Origin of the sequence: Tropicimonas sp. S265A (assembly GCF_049800835.1) — a bacterium.
Taxonomy (GTDB): domain Bacteria; phylum Pseudomonadota; class Alphaproteobacteria; order Rhodobacterales; family Rhodobacteraceae; genus Dinoroseobacter.
This window is the reverse complement of sequence record NZ_JBNAFU010000001.1, coordinates 1,389,488-1,410,431: the sequence shown is the minus strand read 5'-3', so window position 1 is coordinate 1,410,431 and position 20,944 is coordinate 1,389,488. Positions and strand designations below refer to the sequence as shown.

The 20,944-nt window shown below is 60.4% G+C and carries 20 protein-coding genes and 2 tRNA genes; 20 read left to right on the top strand and 2 right to left on the bottom strand.

Annotation, left to right across the window (positions count from 1 at the left end):
• Positions 1 to 147: 147 nt before the first annotated feature.
• Positions 148 to 222 (bottom strand) — tRNA-Thr (locus ACP15N_RS07030).
• Between the two features lie 108 nt (positions 223 to 330).
• Here ACP15N_RS07030 and ACP15N_RS07025 point away from each other — a divergent pair.
• The 12 genes from ACP15N_RS07025 to ACP15N_RS06970 all read left to right on the top strand — a co-directional run bounded on the left by ACP15N_RS07025 (position 331) and on the right by ACP15N_RS06970 (position 7,227).
• Entirely contained in the window at positions 331 to 507 is a 177-nt protein-coding gene (locus tag ACP15N_RS07025) for a hypothetical protein (protein ID WP_425091507.1), read from the top strand.
• A 12-nt stretch (positions 508 to 519) separates the two neighbouring features.
• Entirely contained in the window at positions 520 to 1,788 is a 1,269-nt protein-coding gene (gene murA, locus ACP15N_RS07020) for a UDP-N-acetylglucosamine 1-carboxyvinyltransferase (protein WP_425091506.1), read from the top strand.
• A complete protein-coding gene (locus ACP15N_RS07015) occupies positions 1,785 to 2,258 on the top strand; it encodes a DUF2948 family protein (RefSeq protein ID WP_425091505.1) in 474 nt (157 codons plus the stop codon). The genes murA and ACP15N_RS07015 overlap by 4 nt, the downstream gene beginning before the upstream one ends.
• A gap of 62 nt (positions 2,259 to 2,320) precedes the next feature.
• Complete coding sequence (hisD, locus tag ACP15N_RS07010) at positions 2,321 to 3,634, top strand: histidinol dehydrogenase (protein WP_425091504.1); 1,314 nt, start codon at positions 2,321 to 2,323, stop codon at positions 3,632 to 3,634.
• Entirely contained in the window at positions 3,631 to 4,110 is a 480-nt protein-coding gene (locus tag ACP15N_RS07005) for a UPF0262 family protein (protein WP_425091503.1), read from the top strand. Before hisD ends, ACP15N_RS07005 begins: the two co-directional genes overlap by 4 nt.
• 4 nt (positions 4,111 to 4,114) lie before the next feature.
• A complete protein-coding gene (locus tag ACP15N_RS07000) occupies positions 4,115 to 4,570 on the top strand; it encodes a low molecular weight phosphatase family protein (protein ID WP_425091502.1) in 456 nt (151 codons plus the stop codon).
• 113 nt (positions 4,571 to 4,683) lie between these two features.
• Positions 4,684 to 4,902, top strand: a complete 219-nt coding sequence (gene infA / locus ACP15N_RS06995) for a translation initiation factor IF-1 (RefSeq protein ID WP_007205486.1) — start codon at positions 4,684 to 4,686, stop codon at positions 4,900 to 4,902.
• A 12-nt stretch (positions 4,903 to 4,914) separates the two neighbouring features.
• Complete coding sequence (locus ACP15N_RS06990; protein ID WP_425091501.1) at positions 4,915 to 5,499, top strand: Maf family protein; 585 nt, start codon at positions 4,915 to 4,917, stop codon at positions 5,497 to 5,499.
• Positions 5,496 to 6,542 (top strand): ribonuclease E/G, encoded by a 1,047-nt coding sequence (locus ACP15N_RS06985; RefSeq protein ID WP_425091500.1) that lies wholly within the window; start codon positions 5,496 to 5,498, stop codon positions 6,540 to 6,542. Before ACP15N_RS06990 ends, ACP15N_RS06985 begins: the two co-directional genes overlap by 4 nt.
• Entirely contained in the window at positions 6,539 to 6,721 is a 183-nt protein-coding gene (locus ACP15N_RS06980; protein WP_425091499.1) for a DNA gyrase inhibitor YacG, read from the top strand. Before ACP15N_RS06985 ends, ACP15N_RS06980 begins: the two co-directional genes overlap by 4 nt.
• Positions 6,722 to 6,819: 98 nt before the next feature.
• A tRNA-Phe gene (locus ACP15N_RS06975) sits at positions 6,820 to 6,894 on the top strand.
• Positions 6,895 to 7,071: 177 nt separating this feature from the next.
• A complete protein-coding gene (locus ACP15N_RS06970; RefSeq protein ID WP_425091498.1) occupies positions 7,072 to 7,227 on the top strand; it encodes an integrase arm-type DNA-binding domain-containing protein in 156 nt (51 codons plus the stop codon).
• A 10-nt stretch (positions 7,228 to 7,237) separates the two neighbouring features.
• Here the strand turns inward: ACP15N_RS06970 and ACP15N_RS06965 are convergent, their stop codons facing one another.
• A complete protein-coding gene (locus ACP15N_RS06965; protein WP_425091496.1) occupies positions 7,238 to 12,361 on the bottom strand; it encodes a RecQ family ATP-dependent DNA helicase in 5,124 nt (1,707 codons plus the stop codon).
• A 909-nt stretch (positions 12,362 to 13,270) separates the two neighbouring features.
• Here ACP15N_RS06965 and ACP15N_RS06960 point away from each other — a divergent pair.
• From ACP15N_RS06960 to ACP15N_RS06925, 8 genes are all read left to right on the top strand, one after another.
• Complete coding sequence (locus ACP15N_RS06960) at positions 13,271 to 14,263, top strand: HlyD family secretion protein (RefSeq protein ID WP_425091495.1); 993 nt, start codon at positions 13,271 to 13,273, stop codon at positions 14,261 to 14,263.
• Positions 14,260 to 16,956, top strand: coding sequence for a ribosome-associated ATPase/putative transporter RbbA (gene rbbA / locus ACP15N_RS06955; RefSeq protein ID WP_425091494.1), 2,697 nt, complete (start codon positions 14,260 to 14,262; stop codon positions 16,954 to 16,956). Before ACP15N_RS06960 ends, rbbA begins: the two co-directional genes overlap by 4 nt.
• Positions 16,957 to 18,081, top strand: coding sequence for an ABC transporter permease (locus ACP15N_RS06950; protein WP_425091493.1), 1,125 nt, complete (start codon positions 16,957 to 16,959; stop codon positions 18,079 to 18,081). It abuts the gene before it with no gap.
• A gap of 80 nt (positions 18,082 to 18,161) precedes the next feature.
• Positions 18,162 to 18,836, top strand: a complete 675-nt coding sequence (locus tag ACP15N_RS06945) for a Crp/Fnr family transcriptional regulator (protein WP_425091492.1) — start codon at positions 18,162 to 18,164, stop codon at positions 18,834 to 18,836.
• A 103-nt stretch (positions 18,837 to 18,939) separates the two neighbouring features.
• On the top strand, positions 18,940 to 19,149 hold the full coding sequence (locus tag ACP15N_RS06940) for a YgaP family membrane protein (protein WP_425091491.1): 210 nt from the start codon (positions 18,940 to 18,942) through the stop codon (positions 19,147 to 19,149).
• A complete protein-coding gene (locus ACP15N_RS06935; RefSeq protein WP_425091490.1) occupies positions 19,149 to 19,583 on the top strand; it encodes a YeeE/YedE family protein in 435 nt (144 codons plus the stop codon). Before ACP15N_RS06940 ends, ACP15N_RS06935 begins: the two co-directional genes overlap by 1 nt.
• Before the next feature lie 3 nt (positions 19,584 to 19,586).
• Positions 19,587 to 20,024: a DUF6691 family protein gene (locus tag ACP15N_RS06930; RefSeq protein WP_425091489.1), complete on the top strand. Its 438-nt coding sequence runs from the start codon at positions 19,587 to 19,589 to the stop codon at positions 20,022 to 20,024.
• A 26-nt stretch (positions 20,025 to 20,050) separates the two neighbouring features.
• Entirely contained in the window at positions 20,051 to 20,935 is an 885-nt protein-coding gene (locus ACP15N_RS06925; RefSeq protein WP_425091488.1) for an MBL fold metallo-hydrolase, read from the top strand.
• Positions 20,936 to 20,944 lie beyond the last annotated feature (9 nt).

The following is a 20,944-nucleotide window of genomic DNA, read 5'->3' as shown; positions in this document are numbered from 1 at the left end:
TGGTTTGGCAGTTTCTGCCGCCTTTTTCAAGTTATGTTAACCATATTGTGCCGCGTTACAGCGACAGGCATCCCGTCGGCGAGGGATCATCCGATACGGGGTCGGCAGCAGTTCATCGCTCGCAAAATGAAAGGTCGATGGGGGAGGTGGTGCTGTGAGAGAGGATTGAACTCTCGACCTCACCCTTACCAAGGGTGTGCTCTACCACTGAGCTACCACAGCATCCGGGGCGCAGGTTCGCGCGCCAATGTGGGCGGCTGATTAGACGCAATCGCGGCGTGACGCAAGCGCAATCTGGACGCTTTTTCCGCGCTGGGGTAAGACAACCGCATGGCAAGAAATCCAAAGGGCAGCGACGGGACAGCCGAGCTTACACCCAAAGCCGCGCGCGAGGCGCGGTTGAAGGCGGCGCTCAAGGCGAATATGGGCCGTCGCAAGGCTCAGGCACGGGCACGCAAGGCGGATGCAGGCGGCGCGCAGGACAAAACCAGCACCGCGACAGACTAGGGGCAAGGGCAGATGGATCAGATAATCGTACGGGGCGGCGCACCCTTGTCGGGGGCGATCCCGATTGCCGGGGCGAAGAACGCGTGCCTCGCCCTGATGCCGGCAACCTTGCTGAGCGAAGAGCCGCTGACCCTGACCAATGCGCCGCGTCTGAGCGACATCGCGACGATGACGGAGCTCCTGGCATCTCTCGGGGCGGAGGTGAGCAGCCTTCAGGACGGCAAGGTCCTGGCCATGTCGAGCCACGATCTCAACAACCACACCGCCGAGTATGACATCGTGCGCAAGATGCGCGCCTCGATCCTTGTGCTGGGGCCGATGCTGGCGCGCGACGGGCATGCGGTCGTCTCGTTGCCAGGCGGTTGCGCGATCGGGGCGCGGCCGGTTGACCTGCATCTCAAAGCGCTGGAGGCGCTGGGGGCGGAGTTGGATCTGCGCGAAGGATACGTGCATGCCAAGGCCCCCGGCGGGCTGAAGGGCGCAGTGGTCGAGTTTCCGTTCGTGTCGGTCGGGGCCACGGAGAACGTTTTGATGGCGGCGACGCTGGCCAAGGGTACCAGCGTGATCAAGAACGCCGCGCGCGAGCCCGAGATCGTCGATCTGGCACGGTGTCTGCGGGCGATGGGCGCACAGATCGAGGGGGAAGGCACCTCCGAAATCACCGTTCAGGGCGTGGACCGCTTGCATGGCGCAACGCACCCTGTGGTGACCGACCGGATCGAGCTTGGGACCTATATGCTGGCTCCGGCGATCACGGGCGGAGAGGTATTGCTGGAAGGCGGGCGGATGGATCTGGTCGGCGCCTTTGCCGAAAAGCTCGATCAGGCCGGGATTTCGGTGACCGAGGAACCTGGCGGCTTGCGGGTCGCACGCAAGAACGGACGGGTGCGCGCCGTGGATGTGGTGACAGAACCCTTCCCCGGCTTTCCCACCGACCTGCAGGCGCAGATGATGGCGCTGCTCTGCACGGCGGAGGGCAAAAGTGTGCTGGAAGAGAAAATCTTTGAAAACCGCTTCATGCACGCCCCGGAACTGATGCGCATGGGGGCTGCGATTGATGTGCATGGCGGCACCGCAACCGTCACCGGCGTGGACCGACTGAAAGGCGCGCCGGTCATGGCGACCGATCTGCGGGCCTCCGTATCGCTGATCCTTGCCGGGCTTGCGGCAGAGGGCGAGACAGTGGTCAGCCGCGTCTATCACCTCGACCGCGGGTACGAGCGGGTCGAAGAAAAGCTGGGCGCCTGCGGAGCTCAGATCGAACGGGTGAAAGCGTCATGAGCGAAGATGCCAGTTTCGAGGATGGCGCTGAACGCCCGCTGCGGTTGAAGGCCGAAGATACAGACGACTTGCAAGTCATCTCGGCGTTGCTGCAGGACGCGGTGCTGCCGGGATCCGAGATGACATGGAAAGCCAGTCAGCGGCGCTTTGGCATGCTGCTGAACCGGTTTCGCTGGGAAGACAAGGACCGCGCCACGCAGCGCGGCCGCCCGCTGGAACGGGTGCAATCGGTTCTGGCCATCGACGACGTTTCGAAGGTGCAGACCGCCGGGATCAGCCGCGATGCAGACACGGTTCTGTCGGTGCTGGCGATCACGTTCGACCCGGTTGAGGACGGCACGGGCCGCGTCGAGATAACATTGGCAGGCGACGGGGCGATCGGACTGGATGTCGAGTGTCTGAACGTCACCCTGCAGGATGTGACCCGCCCCTATCTGGCCCCGTCGCGCAAAGTGCCCACCCACGAGTGACACGCGCTTGAGGGTGTTGGGCGGCGCCGCTATGTAGCATCCTCAAGAAGGAGCACTGGCCCATGCCCATGTATCTCAATGCCAGCGAGGCCAACTTCGAGGCCGAGTTCACGCGCCTGTTGTCGATGAAGCGCGAGGACAGCCCCGACGTGGATGCCGTTGTGGCAGGTATCATCGCCGATGTGCGCGCCCGCGGCGACGCGGCTGTGCTTGACCTGACGGCGAAGTTCGACCGGCTCGATCTGACCCCCGAAACCCTTGCCTTTACTCCCGCGGAGATGGCGGCGGAAATCGCGAAGGTTCCCGCAGCGGACCGCGCGGCGCTGGAACTGGCTGCGGATCGGATCCGCGCCTATCACGCACATCAGTTGCCCGAGGATGCCCGCTGGACCGACCCGACCGGAGCGGAACTGGGCTGGCGCTGGACGCCGGTGTCGGCGGCCGGGTTGTACGTGCCCGGCGGGTTGGCAAGCTATCCTTCATCGGTGCTCATGAACGCGATTCCGGCGCAGGTGGCAGGGGTCGAGCGGCTGGTGATCTGCGCACCCACCCCAGACGGTATCGTCAACCCGTTGGTCCTGTTGGCGGCGCGCCTGTCCGGCGTGGATACCGTCTACCGGATTGGCGGCGCACAAGCAGTGGCGGCCATGGCTTACGGTACCGAAACCATTGCCCCGGTGGACAAGATCACCGGGCCGGGCAACGCGTTCGTCGCCGCCGCGAAGCGCCGGGTGTTCGGCAAGGTCGGTATCGACATGATCGCGGGTCCGTCGGAAATCCTGGTCATTGCGGACGCCGATAACGACCCGGACTGGATTGCCATAGACCTGCTGAGCCAGGCAGAGCACGATGAAAGCGCGCAATCCATCCTGATCACGGATGACGCCGCCTTCGGGCGCGCGGTGGCGTCCGCCGTGGAGGCGCGGCTGGAAACGCTGGAACGACGCGCGATCGCGGGTCCGAGCTGGCGCGATTTCGGAGCGGTGATCACTGTGGCCGACCTGGATAAGGCCGCTGAACTGTCGAACCGCATCGCGCCGGAACACCTGGAGTTATGTGTGGCCGATCCCGAAGCCTTGTCGGATCAGATCACCCATGCGGGGGCGATCTTTCTCGGTGCCTGGACACCGGAGGCCATTGGCGACTACGTCGGTGGTCCGAACCACGTTCTTCCCACGGCGCGTTCGGCGCGGTTCTCGTCGGGGCTGTCGGTGATGGATTTCGTCAAGCGCACGACGCTGGCGCGGATGACGCCTGAGAGCCTTGCCGCAATAGGTCCGGCGGCCGAGCAACTTGCGATTTCAGAAAGCCTTGAGGCGCACGGCCTGTCCGTGCGCGCCCGGCTGGACAAACTGAACCAGGAGGGTGCCGCATGAGCAGCCTTATCGACATTTCCATTGATGACAGCGCGCTGCCGCCGCCGACCCCTGCCATCGAGCAGGAGCGCAAGGTTGCGATCTTCGACCTGCTCGAGGACAACACCTTTCGTCTTCCGACCCGCGAAGGCCGAGAGGTGCCGCCGGGGCCGTATCGGCTGCAACTGGCAATCCGAGACCGCCGGCTGGTCTTCGATATAGGGTCCGAAAATGGCGACCCGTTGGGGGAGTTTCACCTGTCGCTCAGCCCGTTCAGGCAAATCGTCAAGGACTATTGGCAGATTTGCGAGAACTACTTCGAGGCGGTCAAACGCTTGCCCCCCGCTCAGATCGAGGCCATCGACATGGCCCGACGCGGCATCCACAATGAAGGTGCCCGGGTGTTGGAAGAGCGGCTCGACGGCAAGGCAGAGGTCGACATCGACACTGCGCGACGTCTCTTCACCCTGATCTGTGTCCTGCATCACGGGGGCTGAGGCGTTGCCCTTTCCCTCTTCGGTTCTGTTCTGCTGCGATCATAACGCGATCCGCTCGCCCATGGCCGAAGGGATGATGAAACGGTTCTACGGGCAACGCGCTTACGTCCAGTCCGCCGGGGTCAAAAGTGATCTGGACATTGACGGGTTTGCCGTAGCGGTCTGCGCCGAGATCGGCGTGGAACTTGAACGCCACCGGTCGCGCACCTTCGAAGAGATGCAGGAATGGGGGGATGATCTGAGCTCCTTCGACCTGATCGTTGCCCTTTCGCCAGCCTCCCAGCGGCAGGCATTGGAACTTACGCGCGTCTTCCATCTGGAGGTGGAGTACTGGCCGATCATGAACCCTGTCGGCATTGGCAAGGCTCGTGATGCCAAGCTGATCGCCTATCGCCAGACCCGCGATCAGATCTACAGCGAGATCATGTCCCGCTTCGGCCCACCGGGTCCGGGCAGGTAAACGGACCTGTCGTTTGGGGGGCGCGCTTAAAACTTAACCTTGAAAACCGGGCGAACTGCGCGCATATGAAGGCGCGCTTGCAGTTTGGCAAGCGAAACAATGATGGAGACACCATGGCCAAGGAAGAACTGCTCGAATTTCCAGGCGTCGTGAAGGAACTCCTGCCGAATGCGACGTTTCGGGTCGAGCTGGAAAACGGCCATGAGATCATCGCACATACGGCAGGCAAGATGCGCAAGAACCGCATCCGGGTTCTGGCCGGCGACAAGGTACAGGTCGAGATGACCCCCTATGATCTGACCAAGGGTCGGATCAACTACCGCTTCAAGTAAGCGCCGTTTCCGATGGCGGACCGACCCCGGCTGATCCTCGGCTCGGGCTCACCCCGCAGGCGTGACCTGCTGGCGCAGATCGGTGTAATCCCCGATGACATTCGCGCGGCGGATATCGACGAAGACCCACGCCCGGGCGAACGGCCTTTGTCCTACGTGACACGGTTGGCCCGCGAGAAATCCGAAGCGCTGTCGCTGGCGGATGGTGAGGTGCTGTTGACTGCTGACACAACCGTTTGCGTTGGTCTGCGTATTCTTGGCAAACCGGCTGGCGCGGAGGAGGCGGCCGGCTTCCTGCGCCTGATGTCCGGGCGCCGTCACAAGGTCATCACAGCCCTCGCGGTGCGCAGTGCGGACCGCATGTCAGAACGACAGGTTACGACCGCCTTGCGCATGACCCATCTGAGTGCCGATCAGATTGCCACTTACGTCGCCAGTGGTGAATGGGAAGGCAAAGCAGGCGGTTATGCCATCCAAGGCGCAGCCGGAGCGTTCATTCCGTGGCTCAGCGGCTCGTTCACCGGCGTCGTCGGGCTCCCGCTGGCCGAGACAAGCGCCCTGTTGCGCAGCTATGGTATATTGGAGCCTGCCCGATGAAAGGCCGCGTGATTGTCCTCGACCATCTGGGGGAGCGACCGGCCGCGGCGTTGCTGGTGGATGGCGTGCTTCAGGATGTGGCGATTGAGCCTCCCGAGTCCGCGCCACCGCTGCCGGGGGCGATTTTTCGTGCGGTCGCAGACCGGCCAATGAAAGGCCAGGGCGGCGGGATCGTGAAGCTCGATGGGTTCAATGGTTTTCTGCGGGGGGGCGGCAAACCCCCGGTTCCAGGCAAACCGCTGCTGGTGCAGGTGACAGGGGTGGCAGAACCCGGCAAGGCCATTCCCGTGACGGCGCGCGTTCTCTTCAAGAGCCGCTATTGCATCATCACACCCGGCGCGCCCGGTGTGAACGTCGCGAAGTCACTGACGGACGAGGCGGTGCGCCACGATCTGAAAACGCTCGCCGAAGAAATGCTTGGCGGGTTGGGATATGGTGTGATCGTTCGGTCTGCTGCGGCCGAAGCCGATGTGGACGAGGTTGGCGAAGATCTGCGTGATCAGATCGCCCTTGCCGATGCTGTCGTGCAGGATGGCTCCCACGGCGCCCCCGCACTGCTCCTGGACGCGCCTGACCCGCATCATCTTGCCTGGCGTGACTGGGGCGACCCCACGCCGGACCAGATCATCACGGAGGCCGGCGGTTTCGCCGATCACGGTATTCTGGAGGCGCTGGACGGGTTGCGCGGGGCGGGGTCGCCTCTCGCCAGCGGGGCACGGCTCTTTGTCGAACCGACCCGGGCGCTGGTCGCGGTCGATGTCAATACCGGCGCCGATACCTCTCCGGCCGCCGGTCTGAAAGCCAACATTTCGGCGGCCCGCGCCTTGCCCCGGTTGCTGCGGCTCAAGGGACTTGGCGGACAGATCGTCATCGACTTTGCGCCGATGCCCAAGAAAGACCGTAAGCAACTCGAACAGGTGCTGCGCGCTGCGTTGCGGGCCGATTCTGTCGAAACGAGCCTTGTCGGGTGGACCCCGATGGGCCATTTCGAGTTGCAGCGCAAACGCGATCGCCTCCCCCTCAGCGCACAGGATCTGCCATGACCTGCCCGATCTGCAAGAAAGCCCCTGTGGCGCGCTACCGGCCATTTTGCTCGAAGCGATGTGCAGACGTGGATCTTGGTCGATGGATGACCGGAAGTTACGCAATTCCGGTGACCGACGAGGACGCATTCAGCGAAGACAGTCCGCACGACACGCCATCCCGCGAACGCCCACACTAGGGTTCGAAACCAAACGCGATTTTTTGCATTTGCGCCTCTGGACACCAGTTCGGCGACCTACTAGAACGCATCCACCCTGAGGCGGTCCGCCGCCCCGTGCCCGGGTAGCTCAGGGGTAGAGCAGTGGATTGAAAATCCTCGTGTCGGTGGTTCGATTCCGCCCCCGGGCACCATCACCTCTTCCAGAGAATTCCAGTGGTGTCCGATATGGCCGGTAACGCCGTGATTTTGCTGCAATTACAGTCCAAGGTTGAACAGCGGAATCCGGGGGCAGCCGACGAAACTGGGGGTATCACAGGGGATAAAATGAAAATCACATTGGCGCAAACTCCAATTCGATTCCCACCTCGATGCCCCTGACAGACACCGCCCTCCGCAATGCAAAGCCTCGCGATCGTGACTACAAGATGTTCGACGGCAACGGTCTGCATGTTCTGGTGACCCGTTCGGGGTCGAAACTCTGGCGCATGAAGTACCGGTATAGGGGGACGGCGCATGAGAGCTAGACGCCGAAACTCACGGCTTTCCTTCAAACACCAGCTCGGGGACGACGACTTCCCAGACATCTCGCCTCAGGAGGTGCTGGAAAACCTCTTCGTTGTCTTCCCGATATCTCCGGATGATGGCCGCGACTTCTCCATGGGCGAATGTTGCGCCATCAGGAGCTGAGTAGTTCTTTTTTGCCATACGCCCCAGTAGGCGACCTGCGGCATCGGTGAGCGCCCAGACACAGTTTTCCTGCAACTTCAATGTGACCGGATCGCCTGTACGCGCTTCGGAAATCGCCTTTAGAGATGGGTTGTTCTCCTGAAGTCGCCCAGCAAACGACAAGTCGACCATACGCGCTTCGGCTGACTGAAAGAAACGTCGTGGCTTTGGAGATGCATCAGTGTTTGGTTTGACAATCCGGCTAATAATCGATGGAGACCTCGTTGGCAGATACTCGTGGTTGTCGTTGCTCATTACGATCAGATTTCGTTTCGCACGTGTCATTGCAACGTAAAAGAGGCGACGGGGGGCGTCTTGATCCTCATTCTTACCCGGCCGTTCCCAGCCTCCATCAAGAATAACCACATCATCGAACTCTAGGCCCTTTGCACTATGCGCGGTCACGAGCTTGAGGCCACGCTGCTCACCCCACGCCTCGCCCGCCCACTCTGCCAGCCATTCGATAATATCCTCCGCGGGAAGTGCGCGGTTGTCGATTTCCCGTGCGAGAAGCCCGAGACCTTCACCGATCCGGTTTGTCCACCTCGAAGACGGGATCCGGTTAAGATGTCCAGTGAGGTCAGTAATCCTCAGGAGATCGCCTCGCACGTCGCGCAGCCCCGCGACGAAGTCCTGCATTTCGCGCATTCGCCAAATACCAGGCAGCCGCTCATTGGCGACTTCTACTGGAATACCCAAAGCCTCAGCATAATCACGCACTGGTGCTAGTTTTTGCCAATCCCGCGAGATAATCGCCGTCCGCGACCAATTCCAGTCAGGAACCAGTCGAGACAGCCGCTGCAATTCGTCAAGCGCGGCCATGGCTTGCGCATCATTGCCGGTCGGGCATTCCAGGATCTGCACCCGGCCTTGAGCTACTGGATCGAGGTCAGACATTACACCGCCAGCCGGGCTATTTCGGCGAGCTTCATCGATAATTATTGGATGATCCACTTTCATTCGGTCGCCGGATTCTTCGATCACAGCATTTGCCGCCGTGATGATATGTTGCGAGGAACGATAGTTATCTGTGAGGTAGACCGGTCTCGCGGAGTAGTCTTCCTCGAATTGCCGAATGTGACGGACCGATGCACCGGAGAACGAGTATATGTTCTGATCATCGTCGCCTACGGCAAATAGGCTTATTCTAAGGTCCGGATCGTCTAGACTGCGTCCAGCAACGGCGGCAATGAGCGCATACTCCTCTGGGCCTACATCCTGATATTCATCGACCAACAGCCAGCGGTAACCCTGCACCAACGTCTCGCGCAGAGCTTCTGCCGCATTCTTGTCCAATCCATAGCCACGAACGAGATTTACGGCATCGAGAAGGAGCGTGTCGAAGTCATGACGGTCTGCACTATCGCGACCGGCGAAGCTGGCCCCGACAAGTCGCATTGCCAGAGAGTGGATCGTTGAAATGGCTACAAAGCGTGCCTCATCTCCAATGAGCTGACGAAGCCTTTCCCGGATCTCCGCAACTGCATGCCGATTGTAGGCAAGAACCAATATGCCCCTCGGATCTTCCCTCTTGATCTTTACGAGGTATGCGATGCGATGGACGAGCACGCGCGTCTTGCCAGAGCCTGGTCCTGCCAAAACGAGAACGTTTGTCTGTTCGCGGTTGTCCCGAACAATCTGCTCCTGCGTGGTATTGCCCAACGCATCGACGATGCGGGACCAGGTTTCGCCTGTCGCTTGCCGTCGGAATTCAGTTCCGCGACCTGGCATCCAGCGTTGCATGAAGCGGTCTCGATCGAGATCAAAGTAGTCGAGTGCCAACCTTTCCGCATCTTGCATGCTTTCCAAACCCTTTTGCGCATAAGTGGCCATCACATGGGTTTGGATTGTTTGCTCGGTGTAGTGTTCATCTAGCGGTGTGAAGTCATCGACAGTGAACTGGCCGCCCTTTGGATTTAAGTGCAGCGTGATAGCGGGCCGGAAAACCGACAAACCTTTGCCGAGAGTCACAACATGTTGCTCATGCAGCCAGAGAAGTGCCCGGTCCATAAGTTTGTTGGTGTCATTTACAGACGCGCGCAATATTGCATCGCCGTTAATACCAGCTAGGAGATCACCCAAGGTGGTTTCCACCGCAATATCCTTGCCGCGAACGCCTTTCGGAACCTTCTCGGCCAGATGCGCCAGAAGTCTTGCAGCCGCTTGTCGTCTTAGCTCAGCGGTTTTTTCGACGACGCTCCAGGAACGTTGCAGGCGGACAAAGAGGCTCCCATGTGAGGCTCGGCGAACATGGATGTTTCCGCGCCCGCCGTCCATATCACGACCGTCCTGCGCAATGCCGTAGAGCAAACCTGCGACGATGTCGGGACGTACGGCAGCGTGACTATTCTCGCGTAGAACTTGGCAGATCGCCGCTAAGTTAAACGGTGAAGGTTCACCATTTTCGGCGTCAGGTGCCTCCTCCCGGAGCAGCGTTATCAAATCTTTCTCTAGATGGGATGAAGCTTCTAAGCGCACACTCGACCGGTCTTCCACGCCAACGTGAACGAAGATCGTGATGTTTGTGTCGTCGGTTGATATGCCCAGCGTCTCAAGATCAGTTAGAACTTTACGCAGCGCCGGCGCCGACAACCCGCTCGCTCCGCTCAACTCATCGGTCGAAATGCCCTCTTCCTTCGGGGCATTAATGATATGCCGAACGACCCTAAGTAGTTCTCCTCGCCTTGCATCAGATATTTCAGCGCTCTCAAGTATTACCTTTGCCTCTTCTAGACCTCGAACTGCGAGAGAGGCTGGAAAAACCTGTACTCGGTTTTCTTCGCGTCGAAGCAATTTCGCTTCTTCCAACCAGGCTACCGCTGTCTTGATGCGCGTGTCATCGGTCGCATCGTCTCGTTGGAACTCGTAGTCACGCTCCTCTTTGACGATCTCGCCGGAAGTTGCGACGACTTCGCCGTTTTTGCGTGTGCGACTATCCAACCGGCGCACGGCTTTTAGGATTGCGCTAATTTCGTGACGTGCCAGCCTCGACCGCGCACTAAGGCTGAATTGCCTGTCTACGTCTTCCTCACTGAATAATAGGAGACAGCGTGCAGGCGCCCGATCACGGCCTGCTCGTCCTGCCTCTTGAAGATAGTTCTCGAGTGATCCAGGCACGTCGCCGTGCACAACTAGTCGTACATCAGGCTTGTCGATGCCCATTCCAAAGGCATTTGTCGCTGCGATGACGCGAAGCTCTCCAACTCGAAATGCCTCTTGGATCTCCGTTTTCTCTTCGGCTGTACGTTTTGCGTGATAATAGTCAGCAGCCAGGCCTTGAGCTTGCAGGAACTCGGCCACTCTTTCCGCATTGCTACGGGTTGCGCAGTAGACGACGGCGCCTGATGCTCCACCCTCGGGCAGATGCGCTTCGATTGCCTCCAGAATATCCGCGTGTTTGGTTGCGCGTTGGGTAGAAGACACTTCGAAGCTAAGGTTCGATCTGCTGGCGCCACCATCAATCCGTTTGAGCTCAAGCCCCAAGCGCGCGTTGAAATGATTGCAGATGTCTTCAACTACGTCAGGCTTAGCAGTAGCAGTGAGGCAGAGAACAGGTGCAATCTCATCGCCTGAGGTCTCCTTTATGAAGCGGCCGATGTAGCGATAGTCTGGTCGGAAATCATGACCCCACTTCGAGACACAGTGAGCCTCGTCGAGCACCCAGAGCCCGATCTCACGTTGCGCCAGGACGGAACGCACCGAGACGCTCCGCAGCTGCTCAGGCGATATAATCAGAATTGCCGCGTCGCCCATTCGTACTTTGTCGAGGGCATCGCTACGCTCAGGGAGCGACAGCATTCCGTTTACGGTGACTGCCGAGGCAATACCCGCGCGGGCCATACCTTGCACTTGGTCGGCCATGAGGGCCACCAAAGGCGAGATCACCACGGTCAAAGCGCCGGTTTTATCAAACCGAGAGAGTGCGGGAATCTGGTAGCAGACTGACTTTCCGGTACCCGTAGGCAAGATGCCAAGCAGGCTCTCTCTCCTCATTGCGCTCGCGACGATGACCTCTTGCAGTGGGCGACCTGCCTCATCTGTTGGCTCTGGGCGAAACGCATCGAAGTCAAACCAGCGTTTGAGCGCGCGCTTTGGATCGTTGTTGACGCGGCAATATTTGCAGGATGAGTCACCACAATCGGTGTCTCTTAGACTGCGAACGATACGAGCGGCCTCGTGAAACTGTGCGCGCACCCAAGGTGGCATGACTGAATCTCCACCCGCAACCGAGATCCAAGACAGCGCATAGGCCATAGGCCAGCCAAGACCTGCATCACTCAAGCGATCTAGGGTTGCTTCTAGTGCTGGAAGGCAAGCGGCGCCGTCTAGCAGGCGCTCGATCGAGCTTCTTGCGTCCTCTGCCCTCGGCATACTCTTGCCTCTGACAGTAGAAAAGAGGTGGTCGAAACCGTCGCTTCCTGGCAATTGGCAACATAGATAGTGGTACGCCACTATCGCATCTGGAGACTTCTGATTTAGCTCCGCAAACGCATCAATCTGATTTCGCAGAACATCGAAGACGAGCCGCGCATCAAATTCGGGATCATTGACTTGACCTGTTTGAAGCCGGCCATCCTGATAGTGCTTTACAAGGTGATGGTAAGGATTGCGCGGAAATGCGAGGGGGTTCAGCCAAAGCGTATCTATAGGTGCCATAGCTAGAGCCGCGAATTTTGGCGATGCAGCGGCGAGATGGGGTAGATCGTGGCGAAGGATATTGTGTCCAATGATATGATCAAAGTTCCTGCAGAACGTATCGAGGCTTGCAAGTGCTTCGGACACGTTTTCACTTGCCACAACCTTTGGGCCGCTCACGTCTAACGAGACCGCTGCAAGCGCAAAGATCTGAGCCTTATCTGGATTTACCTCGAGATCAATTGAGACTGATCGAGACAAGATCTCCGAACGGGCGATATCCGTAACTTTGTTCATTGTCAGCGCACAACAGGTTCTGCCTTAAGCCCCGAAGAATACAGGTTATTTTGACCCTAGTATGGCGGACCTCGAGAAGGTGAGTCTAGTGGACGAGAATACTAAGCTGGTTCCCGTGGCGGTATCGAGACAGACCTCGAAAGCAAGCTGGGCTTAGCCTTGGCGTGTCTCGAGTAATTCCCTACGGTTAGTTCGTTCCAAATTGCGGCGACAGTCCTTAAGCGCAGAGCCGGTCGCGCACAGCTCGCAACAGAGTAGTGGTCAAAATCGACAGGGATTTGGGGAGCCTTAGATAGCCCTCGTAGACAGCGCCCAGAACGCGAACTACGCTGGACAACAATGGATGATCTTGGCTATCAGTGGAAACTCAATTCGATTCCCAAACACGGAATCATACAAATATTTCAAATACTTGAGAGTAGAAGCATACCCCCGCGCGGGTACATACAGGGGTATCAAAATTCAGTTGATTAGGAAAAAATTGCTTGAAAGGAGTGGGTTGGTTGGAAAACACGACTCCGCCCCCGCCACCATCATTTCAGCCATCCCATCCATGCCATTCAATCTCTTGGCAACTGCTTGAAGCCATCGGTCATGGTGAAGCCTGTTTCAGACGCTTAATCAGCCGTGGGAACAGCGCTATCTGAGACAGCGGCCTCCCTAAAGGGCTGCGTCACGGCTGGTCATGGCCCGGGTCGTACCGGTTTCCGGCCAGATTTGACCGCAGGCCAACTATCACCTGCTATGGGCACGCTCTTCTCTCTGCGCTCTGGAACGCTTGGTTGCCGTCGGCTCCTCGGGGGCGTTTTCCTGCCAGAGTGATCAAAACGCCTGCGCTCTTGACCCAGCGCAAAGCGGTTTTTCGCCTCCGGCTTTACGCTTGGACGAGCGGAGGGGGGAGCATTTTACATGACATCTAGAAACGGATTGTTCGCGGCTTTGGCTGTCGCGCTTGCGGGCGCTGTGATGCTCGCTCTCGTCTCCGACGGGGAGGAGGGGCTGCCGGCCGGATTTGTTCAGGGAAACGGGCGGATTGAAGCCGAACAGGTCGATATCGCGCCAACAATTTCCGGACGCGTTGCCCGTGTACTGGCCGCAGAGGGCAGCCTCGTCGCGCCAGGCGATATGCTGGTGGAGATGGACACGGACGAGCTTGCTGCCTCGCTGGACCGGGCCACGGCGGAGGTTGCCCTGGCACGACAGACGAGGGCGGAGGCAGAAGCCATTGTCCTGCAGCGCGAAAGTCAGGCACGCAGGGCGCAACACGAACTGGACCGGGCGCGGGTCCTGCTCGCCGGACAGAACATTTCGGAGACCATGTTCGAGGACCGGGAAACCGCCTTTCAGGTAGCCGAAGCGGTGCTTGGTGCCGCGCGGGCGCGGGTCGCCACGGCCGAGAGCCAGATTGCCGCCGCAGAGGCGGAGGCACGCCGGATCGCGTCGCTGATCGAGGACAGTACGTTGTTTGCCCCGATGGGTGGCCGGGTGCTCTACCGTTTGGCAGAACCGGGCGAGGTGGTTGCGGCGGGCGCTCCCATCCTCACTCTGCTCAGTCTCGAAGACGTTTACATGGAGGTGTTTCTCCCCGCTCTTGATGCCGGTCTCCTCCCCATCGGGGCGGACGCGCGCATCGTTCTGGATGCGCTGCCTGATTACGCGATCCCGGCCAAGGTCAGTTTCGTCTCGCCGGAGGCACAGTTCACGCCAAAACAGGTCGAGACGCTCAGCGAGCGCGAGCAGTTGGTCTTTCGCGTGCGCGTCCGAATTCCAACTGACCTGGTTGAAGGAAGGATAGAACACGTCAAGACCGGGCTCCGTGGTGTTGCGATCATCAGGCTCGCCGAAGAAACGCCCTGGCCCGACGCGTTGCAGCAACGCATCCCGCCAGAGTTGTTCGAATGATCTCCGACACCGCGCCACCCGTGATCCGTATCGCGCAGGTCACGCATCTCTACCGCAGGCAGAGCGCCCTTGATGCGCTGACTCTGGACCTGCCTGCAGGCCGGATGGTCGGGTTCATCGGCCCGGACGGGGTCGGAAAATCCACCCTTCTGGGGTTGATTACCGGGGCAAAGAAACTCCAGTCCGGCGCGATCGATGTGCTGGGCGGACCAATCGATGACCCGGCGCACCGGCGCGCAGTGTGCCCTGCGATCGCCTTCATGCCGCAAGGCCTCGGTCGTAACCTGTATGCGGAATTGTCGGTGCGCGAAAACCTTGAATTCTTCTCGCGGCTCTTCGGGCAGGGCCATTCAGAGCGGGAAGCCCGTATCACGGCCCTTCTCGGGGCTACGGGCCTCGCCCCGTTCGCGGATCGGCTCATGGGCAAACTGTCCGGGGGCATGAAACAGAAACTGGGGCTGTGTTGCGCCCTGATCCACGATCCGGAACTTCTGGTTCTGGACGAGCCGACAACAGGTGTGGACCCGTTGTCGCGGCGGCAGTTCTGGGCGCTGATTGCAGCAATACGGGCGGACAACCCGAAGCTGTCCGTGCTCGTGTCGACGGCTTACATGGAAGAGGCCGCAGAGTTCGACTGGATCGTCGCGATGGATGCCGGGCGCGTCCTTTTCGAAGGAACGCCCGACGCGCTCAAGGGCACAGCCGACACGCTTGAAACGGCCTATCGCACCTTGCAGGCGCAGGGGGCTGAGCGAGGTCTGTTCGCGCAATCCGCGCGCCGGACCGTGGCGGCAGACCCGGTCATAACGGCGCGGGGTCTGACACGACGCTTTGGTGATTTCACCGCCGTGGACAACGTCGATTTCTCGATCAACCGTGGCGAGATCTTCGGGTTCCTCGGTTCCAATGGCTGCGGCAAATCGACGACGATGAAAATGCTCACCGGACTGCTGCCCGCAAGCTCGGGTGATGCATCGCTGTTTGGGGCGCAGGTGGACGCGCACGATCCCAAGATGCGGCGTGACATCGGGTACATGAGCCAGGCATTCTCGCTCTATGGCGAGTTGACGGTGCGGCAGAACCTCCAATTGCATGCCCGCATCTTTGCGATCGACGCAGCGGAAGAGCGTATCGCGACCCTGATGGACCGGTTCGGGCTGACGGCCCATTCCAACACGCTGGCCACCGCTCTGCCGTTGGGCATCAAGCAACGTCTGTCGCTGGCGGTCGCGGTCATCCATCGCCCGCGCGTTTTGATCCTGGACGAGCCGACCTCCGGGGTTGATCCGGGCGCGCGAGATGCCTTTTGGGAGCTGCTGATCGAACTGTCACGCAAGGATGGCGTGACGATCTTTGTTTCTACCCATTTCATGGCCGAGGCGGAACGCTGTGACCGCGTCTCGTTCATGCATGCCGGGCGTGTGCTTGCCGAAGGCACCCCCGATGCGCTGAAGGCGGCGGAAGGGGCGGCAACCCTAGAAGCGGCGTTCATTTCGATCCTTGAGGCCGCTGATACTCCGCCGCAGGTGACCGCACCAGAAGGGGCCGCGGACATCGCGCGCGCGGGCGCTGGCGGCGGGCTGGGGCGCGTGCTCGCGTATGCGCAGCGCGAAACGGTCGAGGTGCTGCGCGACCGGGTGCGGCTGGCCTTTGCATTCCTGGGGTCTGCAATTTTGATGTTGGTTTTCTGTTACGGCATCTCGCTCGACATCGAAGACCTCGAATTTGCCGTGCTGGATCTGTCACAGGGCCCCGAAAGTCGCGCCTATATCTCCGAAGTTGCAGGCTCGCGCTATTTCGAGGCCACGCCCCCCCTTGCCGATGCGGCCGAGGGGCGGGCCCGGCTTACGGCCGGTGACGTTTCGCTGGTGGTGGAACTGCCGCCGGATTTCGGGCGAAAGCTGCGCGCCGGCGAGCCGACCGAAGTGTTGGCGACCGTGGACGGTGCCATTCCGTTCAAGGGAGAAACGGTCGAGGGCTACATGGCCGGGCTGCACCAGACATTTCTCGGGGTTCAGGCACGGCAGAACGGCATCCCGCAACCTGAAATCGCCCGCATCGAGCCGCGTTTCAGGTACAATCAGAGCTTTGAAAGCATCGCCGCGATGGCCCCGGCAATGCCTGCGATCCTGCTAATCATGCTGCCTGCGGTTCTCGCGGCTGTCAGCGTCGCGCGGGAGCGGGAGCTTGGCTCCGTCACCAATTTCTATGTCACACCAACAACCCGGCTGGAGTTCCTGATTGGCAAGCAGTTGCCCTATATCGCCATAGCTTTCGCCAATTTCCTGCTGCTGGCCGGAATGACGGTGTTCCTCTTTGGTGTCCCGCTCAAGGGCGATCCGCTGCCACTGGCCATTGGCGGGCTGCTCTATGTCTGGGCGACCACGTCCTATGGGCTGCTGATCGCGACGATGACCTCAAGCCAGGTGGCCGCAACCTTCGCCACGGCCATTGCGTCGGTTGTCCCGACAATCCAGTTCTCTGGCCTATTGCAGCCCGTCTCCACCCTCGAAGGCGGCGCGCAGATGATCGGATCGCTCTGGCCGTCCTCTTATTTCCTGCATCTCAACGTGGGGGCGTTCACCAAGGGGCTCAGTTGGGAAGCGCTTGGTCCCGACATCCTGGCGCTGGCATGTTTCGGGCCGGTGCTGACCGCGCTCGCGGCGCTGTCTCTGCGCGCGCAGGAGAAGTGAATGCGACGGTTGCGTTGTATCTTCTGGCTGGGTCTCAAGGAGGTGATGAGCCTGCGCCGCGACTGGGTCATGATGGCGTTGCTGGCATGGTCGTTCACTCTGGCACCCGTGATGGAGGCGACCGGGGTTTCGAGTTCGGTCAACAACGCGTCCATCGCGTTCGAGGATGAAGACAACTCGCCCCTGTCACGTGCGCTCGCCAACGCTTTCTTTCCGCCCGAGTTTCAGCCGGTGCAGCAGATTGTACCCGGCACAGGCCCCGCCGAGATGGATGCCGGCCGGTATCTGTTTGTCGTCGCGATCCCGCCAGGGTTCGAAAAGGATATTCGCGCTGCCCGCGCTCCGGAAATTCAGGTGCTGATCGATGCCACGGCAATGGAACAGGCAGGTATCGGTGTCAGCTATATTTCCAACATCCTGAGCGCCGAGATCTACCGCTTCGCGGTTGGGGTTGACCTTGTTGACCCACCACAGGTTGATCTGATCCTGCGCAGCGCCTTCAACCCCAACCGCGAGCCGGTGCGTTTTGCGGGGATCGTGGCCTTGATCGGTCAGATCATGTGGCTCACCACCATCCTGACCGGGGCGGCCATGATCCGAGAACGTGAACACGGCACGATCGAGCACCTGCTGGCCATGCCGTTGACCCCCCTCGACATCGCGATGGCCAAGATCTGGGCGAACGCCGCCGTGGTTCTGGTCGCGGCGGGGCTTTCGCTTGTCTTCGTCATGCAGGGCACCCTGGGCATTGTCATTGCGGGATCAACTGCGCTCTTTCTGTTCGGGACGGCATTGTTTCTGTTTACGGCGACCGCGCTCGGCGTGTTCCTTGCCACAATCGCCCGGTCCATGGCGCAGTTCGCGCTGCTGGTCATGCTCATCGTCTTGCCGATGCTGATGTTGTCGGGCGGTGAAACCCCGATCGAAGGGCAACCGCCCTGGCTTCAGACCGCGACGCTGATCCTGCCATCGCGCCATTACATGTCTGCCAGCCAGGCCATCGTCTTCAAGGGGGCCGGCGTCGAGACTGTCTGGCCCGAATTCCTGTGGATGGCGTTGCTCGGGCTTGCTTTGTTGGCGACAAGCCTTCTGCTGTTCCGCCGATCGGTCGTGCATGACAGCTAGGAGGCGACCGGATCAGACTGTTTTGATCCCCGGGAACAGCGTTAAAATCAGAGCGATGCGACAGAAGTGGGAGGCGCACCATGGACGCAACATGGATCGACAATTTCAAAGGTCTGAGCCGATTGCCGGACGATTTGCGCGCGGCCCTGGCGGCGGGCAGCCAAATCGTTTCCGTACCCGCGGGCACGCAGGTCTTTGCCCCGGGGCAGACCGCCGACAGCCTGTTATTGTTGCTGGCAGGCACAGTGCGCGTGCACCAGACGTCAGAGACCGGGCGCGACGTGTTCCTCTACCGGGTGCATGCGGGGGAAAGCTGCGTTCTGACCACCGCCTGTATGCTGGCCTTCGAGGATTATTCCGCCGAAGGCACCGCCGAGACGGATGTCACCGCCGTTGCCATCCCGCGCAAGACCTTTGACGATCTTGTTGCGAAGTCGCCGGTGTTCCGAGAGTTCGTTTTTACCGCGTACTCGCGGCGCATTACCGACCTGTTCACGTTGATCGACGACATCGTTTTTCAGCGCATGGATGTGCGGCTGGCCGCCCGCCTGCTCGAACTTGCGGATGCGGATAACATCGTTCACGCCACGCACGCTATGCTGGGGACCGAGCTTGGCACCGCCCGCGAGGTTGTCTCGAGGACGCTTGCGGAATTTCATCGCAGGGGCTGGGTTGAACAGGCCCGCGGAGAGGTGCGCCTGACGGGCCGCGAAGGGCTGGCGCGCTTGGCCAAATCCTCCGGCGCGCACGGGTGAGGGCGGTTTCCTTGCGGCAGGGGCAAGGTTTGGTGACCAAGTCACCAAGAAAAGCCCCGGCGTCGTGCGAGGTTAGGGTTACGGAATCTCAAAGGAGTAAGACATGATCACCAATATGGGAAAATTCGACCGCGGCGGGCGTCTTGCGATAGCAGCCGTCCTGCTTTTTCTGGCACTTGGCACCGGGGTGCTTGGCAGCGGCCTGTTGTTCTGGCTTGCGCTTGTCGTTGCAGGTGTCTTCACGCTGACATCCTTCGTCGGCAACTGCCCGCTCTATAGCATCATCGGGCTCAAGACCTGCCGGGATTGCTGATGATAGAGACCGTCTTTACCCCATGGGCGTCGCTTTCGGGCGGCGTCCTGATCGGACTTGCCGCGACACTCCTTATGCTCACGCTCGGGCGCATCATGGGCGCCACCGGTGTTCTGTCTGGGCTGGTGCAGCCAGCTTCGCGGGCCGAGTTTGCCTGGCGTGCCGCGTTGCTGGCGGGCATGGTCACCGGCCCTCTGCTGGTTTGGGGCCTGACGGGGCAAATGCCCGCGGTTGAGGTACCCGTTTCTGTGCCAGCCCTGATCATCGGCGGTCTCATCGTCGGACTGGGCGTGACTTATGGGTCCGGGTGCACCTCGGGGCACGGGGTCTGCGGTATGGCCCGGCTCAGTCCGCGGTCAATCGTGGCAACTCTGACCTTCATGGCCACAACGTTCGCCACCGTGTTTGTTGTCCGCCACGTCATCGGAGGCTGAAACATGAAACTCATCGCGACATATCTCATCGGCCTGATCTTCGGTACCGGCATCGCGGTCTCGGGCATGGCCAACCCATCGAAAGTGCTCAACTTCTTCGATGTCGCCGGCACATGGGACCCCTCTTTGATCTTCGTGATGGGCGGTGCATTGGTGACGACGTTCATTGGCTACAAGCTTGTGTTCGGACGGAGCGCACCAGTGTTCGAACCCCGCTTCAGCCTGCCGACATCCCGGGCCATCGACGCAAGGCTCGTGGGCGGATCGGCCGTGTTTGGCATAGGCTGGGGCATCGCGGGGTTCTGTCCGGGCGGGGCGTTGCCCGCACTCGGAACCGGCCGATGGGAGGTTTTTGTATTCACCGGAGCCCTCATCGGAGGCATCCTTCTGGCAAAAGCGCTTCAATCAACCGCCGCGCGGGCAGCGCAGGCGACCCGCTGACCCTGAATCCTGCGGAGGCACACCTTATGACCGATTATCCCGTCAACATGGATGTCAAACCGATCGTACAGGCCTTCTTCGATGAAGCCACAAACACGATCAGCTACATCGTGAAAGATCCATCGTCGAAGGCCTGCGCCATTATCGACAGCGTGATGGATATCGACTACGCCGCTGGGCGCATCACCCATGACCACGCCGACGAACTGATCCGCCACGTCGAGACCGAGGGCCTTGAGCTCGAATGGATCATCGAGACCCATGTCCATGCCGATCATCTGAGTGCTGCTCCGTATATTCAGCAGAAACTGGGCGGCAAGATCGGCATCGGTTCGAAGATCATGGTTGTGCAGGACACGTTCGGAAAGGTGTTCAACGAAGGCACCGAATTCCAGCGGGACGGGTCGCAGTTCGATCGCCTGTTCGAGGATGGGGACACCTACTCGATTGGGAACATGCAGGCTTTCGCCATCTACACCCCGGGCCACACGCCCGCCTGCATGGTTCATGTCGTGGGCAATGCGGCCTTTGTCGGGGACACGTTGTTCATGCCCGATGGCGGCTCTGCCCGTGCCGACTTCCCGGGCGGGGATGCAGGCACGCTTTACGACAGCATCCAGAAGCTTCTGGCCCTTCCGGATGATATGCGGCTCTTCATGTGCCATGACTACGGCCCGAACGGGCGCGATATCCAGTGGGAAACCACGGTGGGCGATGAAAAGGCGCACAACATCCATGTGGGCGGCGGCAAGACGAAGGAAGACTTCGTGAGGTTCCGGACCGAGCGCGATGCGCAACTCGACATGCCGCGGCTTATCATCCCGTCGCTGCAGGTGAACATGCGCGCGGGCGAGGTCCCGACTGACAAGGATGGGAACCCCATGCTCAAGGTGCCGGTCAACCGGCTCTGACGGCTGCCG

What these genes read in the sequence shown, in the direction of transcription:
- ACP15N_RS06960 (WP_425091495.1), top strand. Translation starts at nt 13,271, where the DNA reads ATGACATCTAGAAACGGATTGTTCGCGGCTTTGGCTGTCGCGCTTGCG.
- ACP15N_RS06970 (WP_425091498.1), top strand. Translation starts at nt 7,072, where the DNA reads ATGCCCCTGACAGACACCGCCCTCCGCAATGCAAAGCCTCGCGATCGT.
- ACP15N_RS07025 (WP_425091507.1), top strand. Translation starts at nt 331, where the DNA reads ATGGCAAGAAATCCAAAGGGCAGCGACGGGACAGCCGAGCTTACACCC.
- ACP15N_RS07015 (WP_425091505.1), top strand. Translation starts at nt 1,785, where the DNA reads ATGAGCGAAGATGCCAGTTTCGAGGATGGCGCTGAACGCCCGCTGCGG.
- rbbA (WP_425091494.1), top strand. Translation starts at nt 14,260, where the DNA reads ATGATCTCCGACACCGCGCCACCCGTGATCCGTATCGCGCAGGTCACG.
- ACP15N_RS06935 (WP_425091490.1), top strand. Translation starts at nt 19,149, where the DNA reads ATGATAGAGACCGTCTTTACCCCATGGGCGTCGCTTTCGGGCGGCGTC.
- ACP15N_RS06965 (WP_425091496.1), bottom strand. Translation starts at nt 12,361, where the DNA reads ATGAACAAAGTTACGGATATCGCCCGTTCGGAGATCTTGTCTCGATCA.
- ACP15N_RS06945 (WP_425091492.1), top strand. Translation starts at nt 18,162, where the DNA reads ATGGACGCAACATGGATCGACAATTTCAAAGGTCTGAGCCGATTGCCG.
- hisD (WP_425091504.1), top strand. Translation starts at nt 2,321, where the DNA reads ATGCCCATGTATCTCAATGCCAGCGAGGCCAACTTCGAGGCCGAGTTC.
- murA (WP_425091506.1), top strand. Translation starts at nt 520, where the DNA reads ATGGATCAGATAATCGTACGGGGCGGCGCACCCTTGTCGGGGGCGATC.
- ACP15N_RS06940 (WP_425091491.1), top strand. Translation starts at nt 18,940, where the DNA reads ATGATCACCAATATGGGAAAATTCGACCGCGGCGGGCGTCTTGCGATA.
- ACP15N_RS06925 (WP_425091488.1), top strand. Translation starts at nt 20,051, where the DNA reads ATGACCGATTATCCCGTCAACATGGATGTCAAACCGATCGTACAGGCC.
- infA (WP_007205486.1), top strand. Translation starts at nt 4,684, where the DNA reads ATGGCCAAGGAAGAACTGCTCGAATTTCCAGGCGTCGTGAAGGAACTC.
- ACP15N_RS06990 (WP_425091501.1), top strand. Translation starts at nt 4,915, where the DNA reads ATGGCGGACCGACCCCGGCTGATCCTCGGCTCGGGCTCACCCCGCAGG.
- ACP15N_RS06985 (WP_425091500.1), top strand. Translation starts at nt 5,496, where the DNA reads ATGAAAGGCCGCGTGATTGTCCTCGACCATCTGGGGGAGCGACCGGCC.
- ACP15N_RS06980 (WP_425091499.1), top strand. Translation starts at nt 6,539, where the DNA reads ATGACCTGCCCGATCTGCAAGAAAGCCCCTGTGGCGCGCTACCGGCCA.
- ACP15N_RS06950 (WP_425091493.1), top strand. Translation starts at nt 16,957, where the DNA reads ATGCGACGGTTGCGTTGTATCTTCTGGCTGGGTCTCAAGGAGGTGATG.
- ACP15N_RS06930 (WP_425091489.1), top strand. Translation starts at nt 19,587, where the DNA reads ATGAAACTCATCGCGACATATCTCATCGGCCTGATCTTCGGTACCGGC.
- ACP15N_RS07005 (WP_425091503.1), top strand. Translation starts at nt 3,631, where the DNA reads ATGAGCAGCCTTATCGACATTTCCATTGATGACAGCGCGCTGCCGCCG.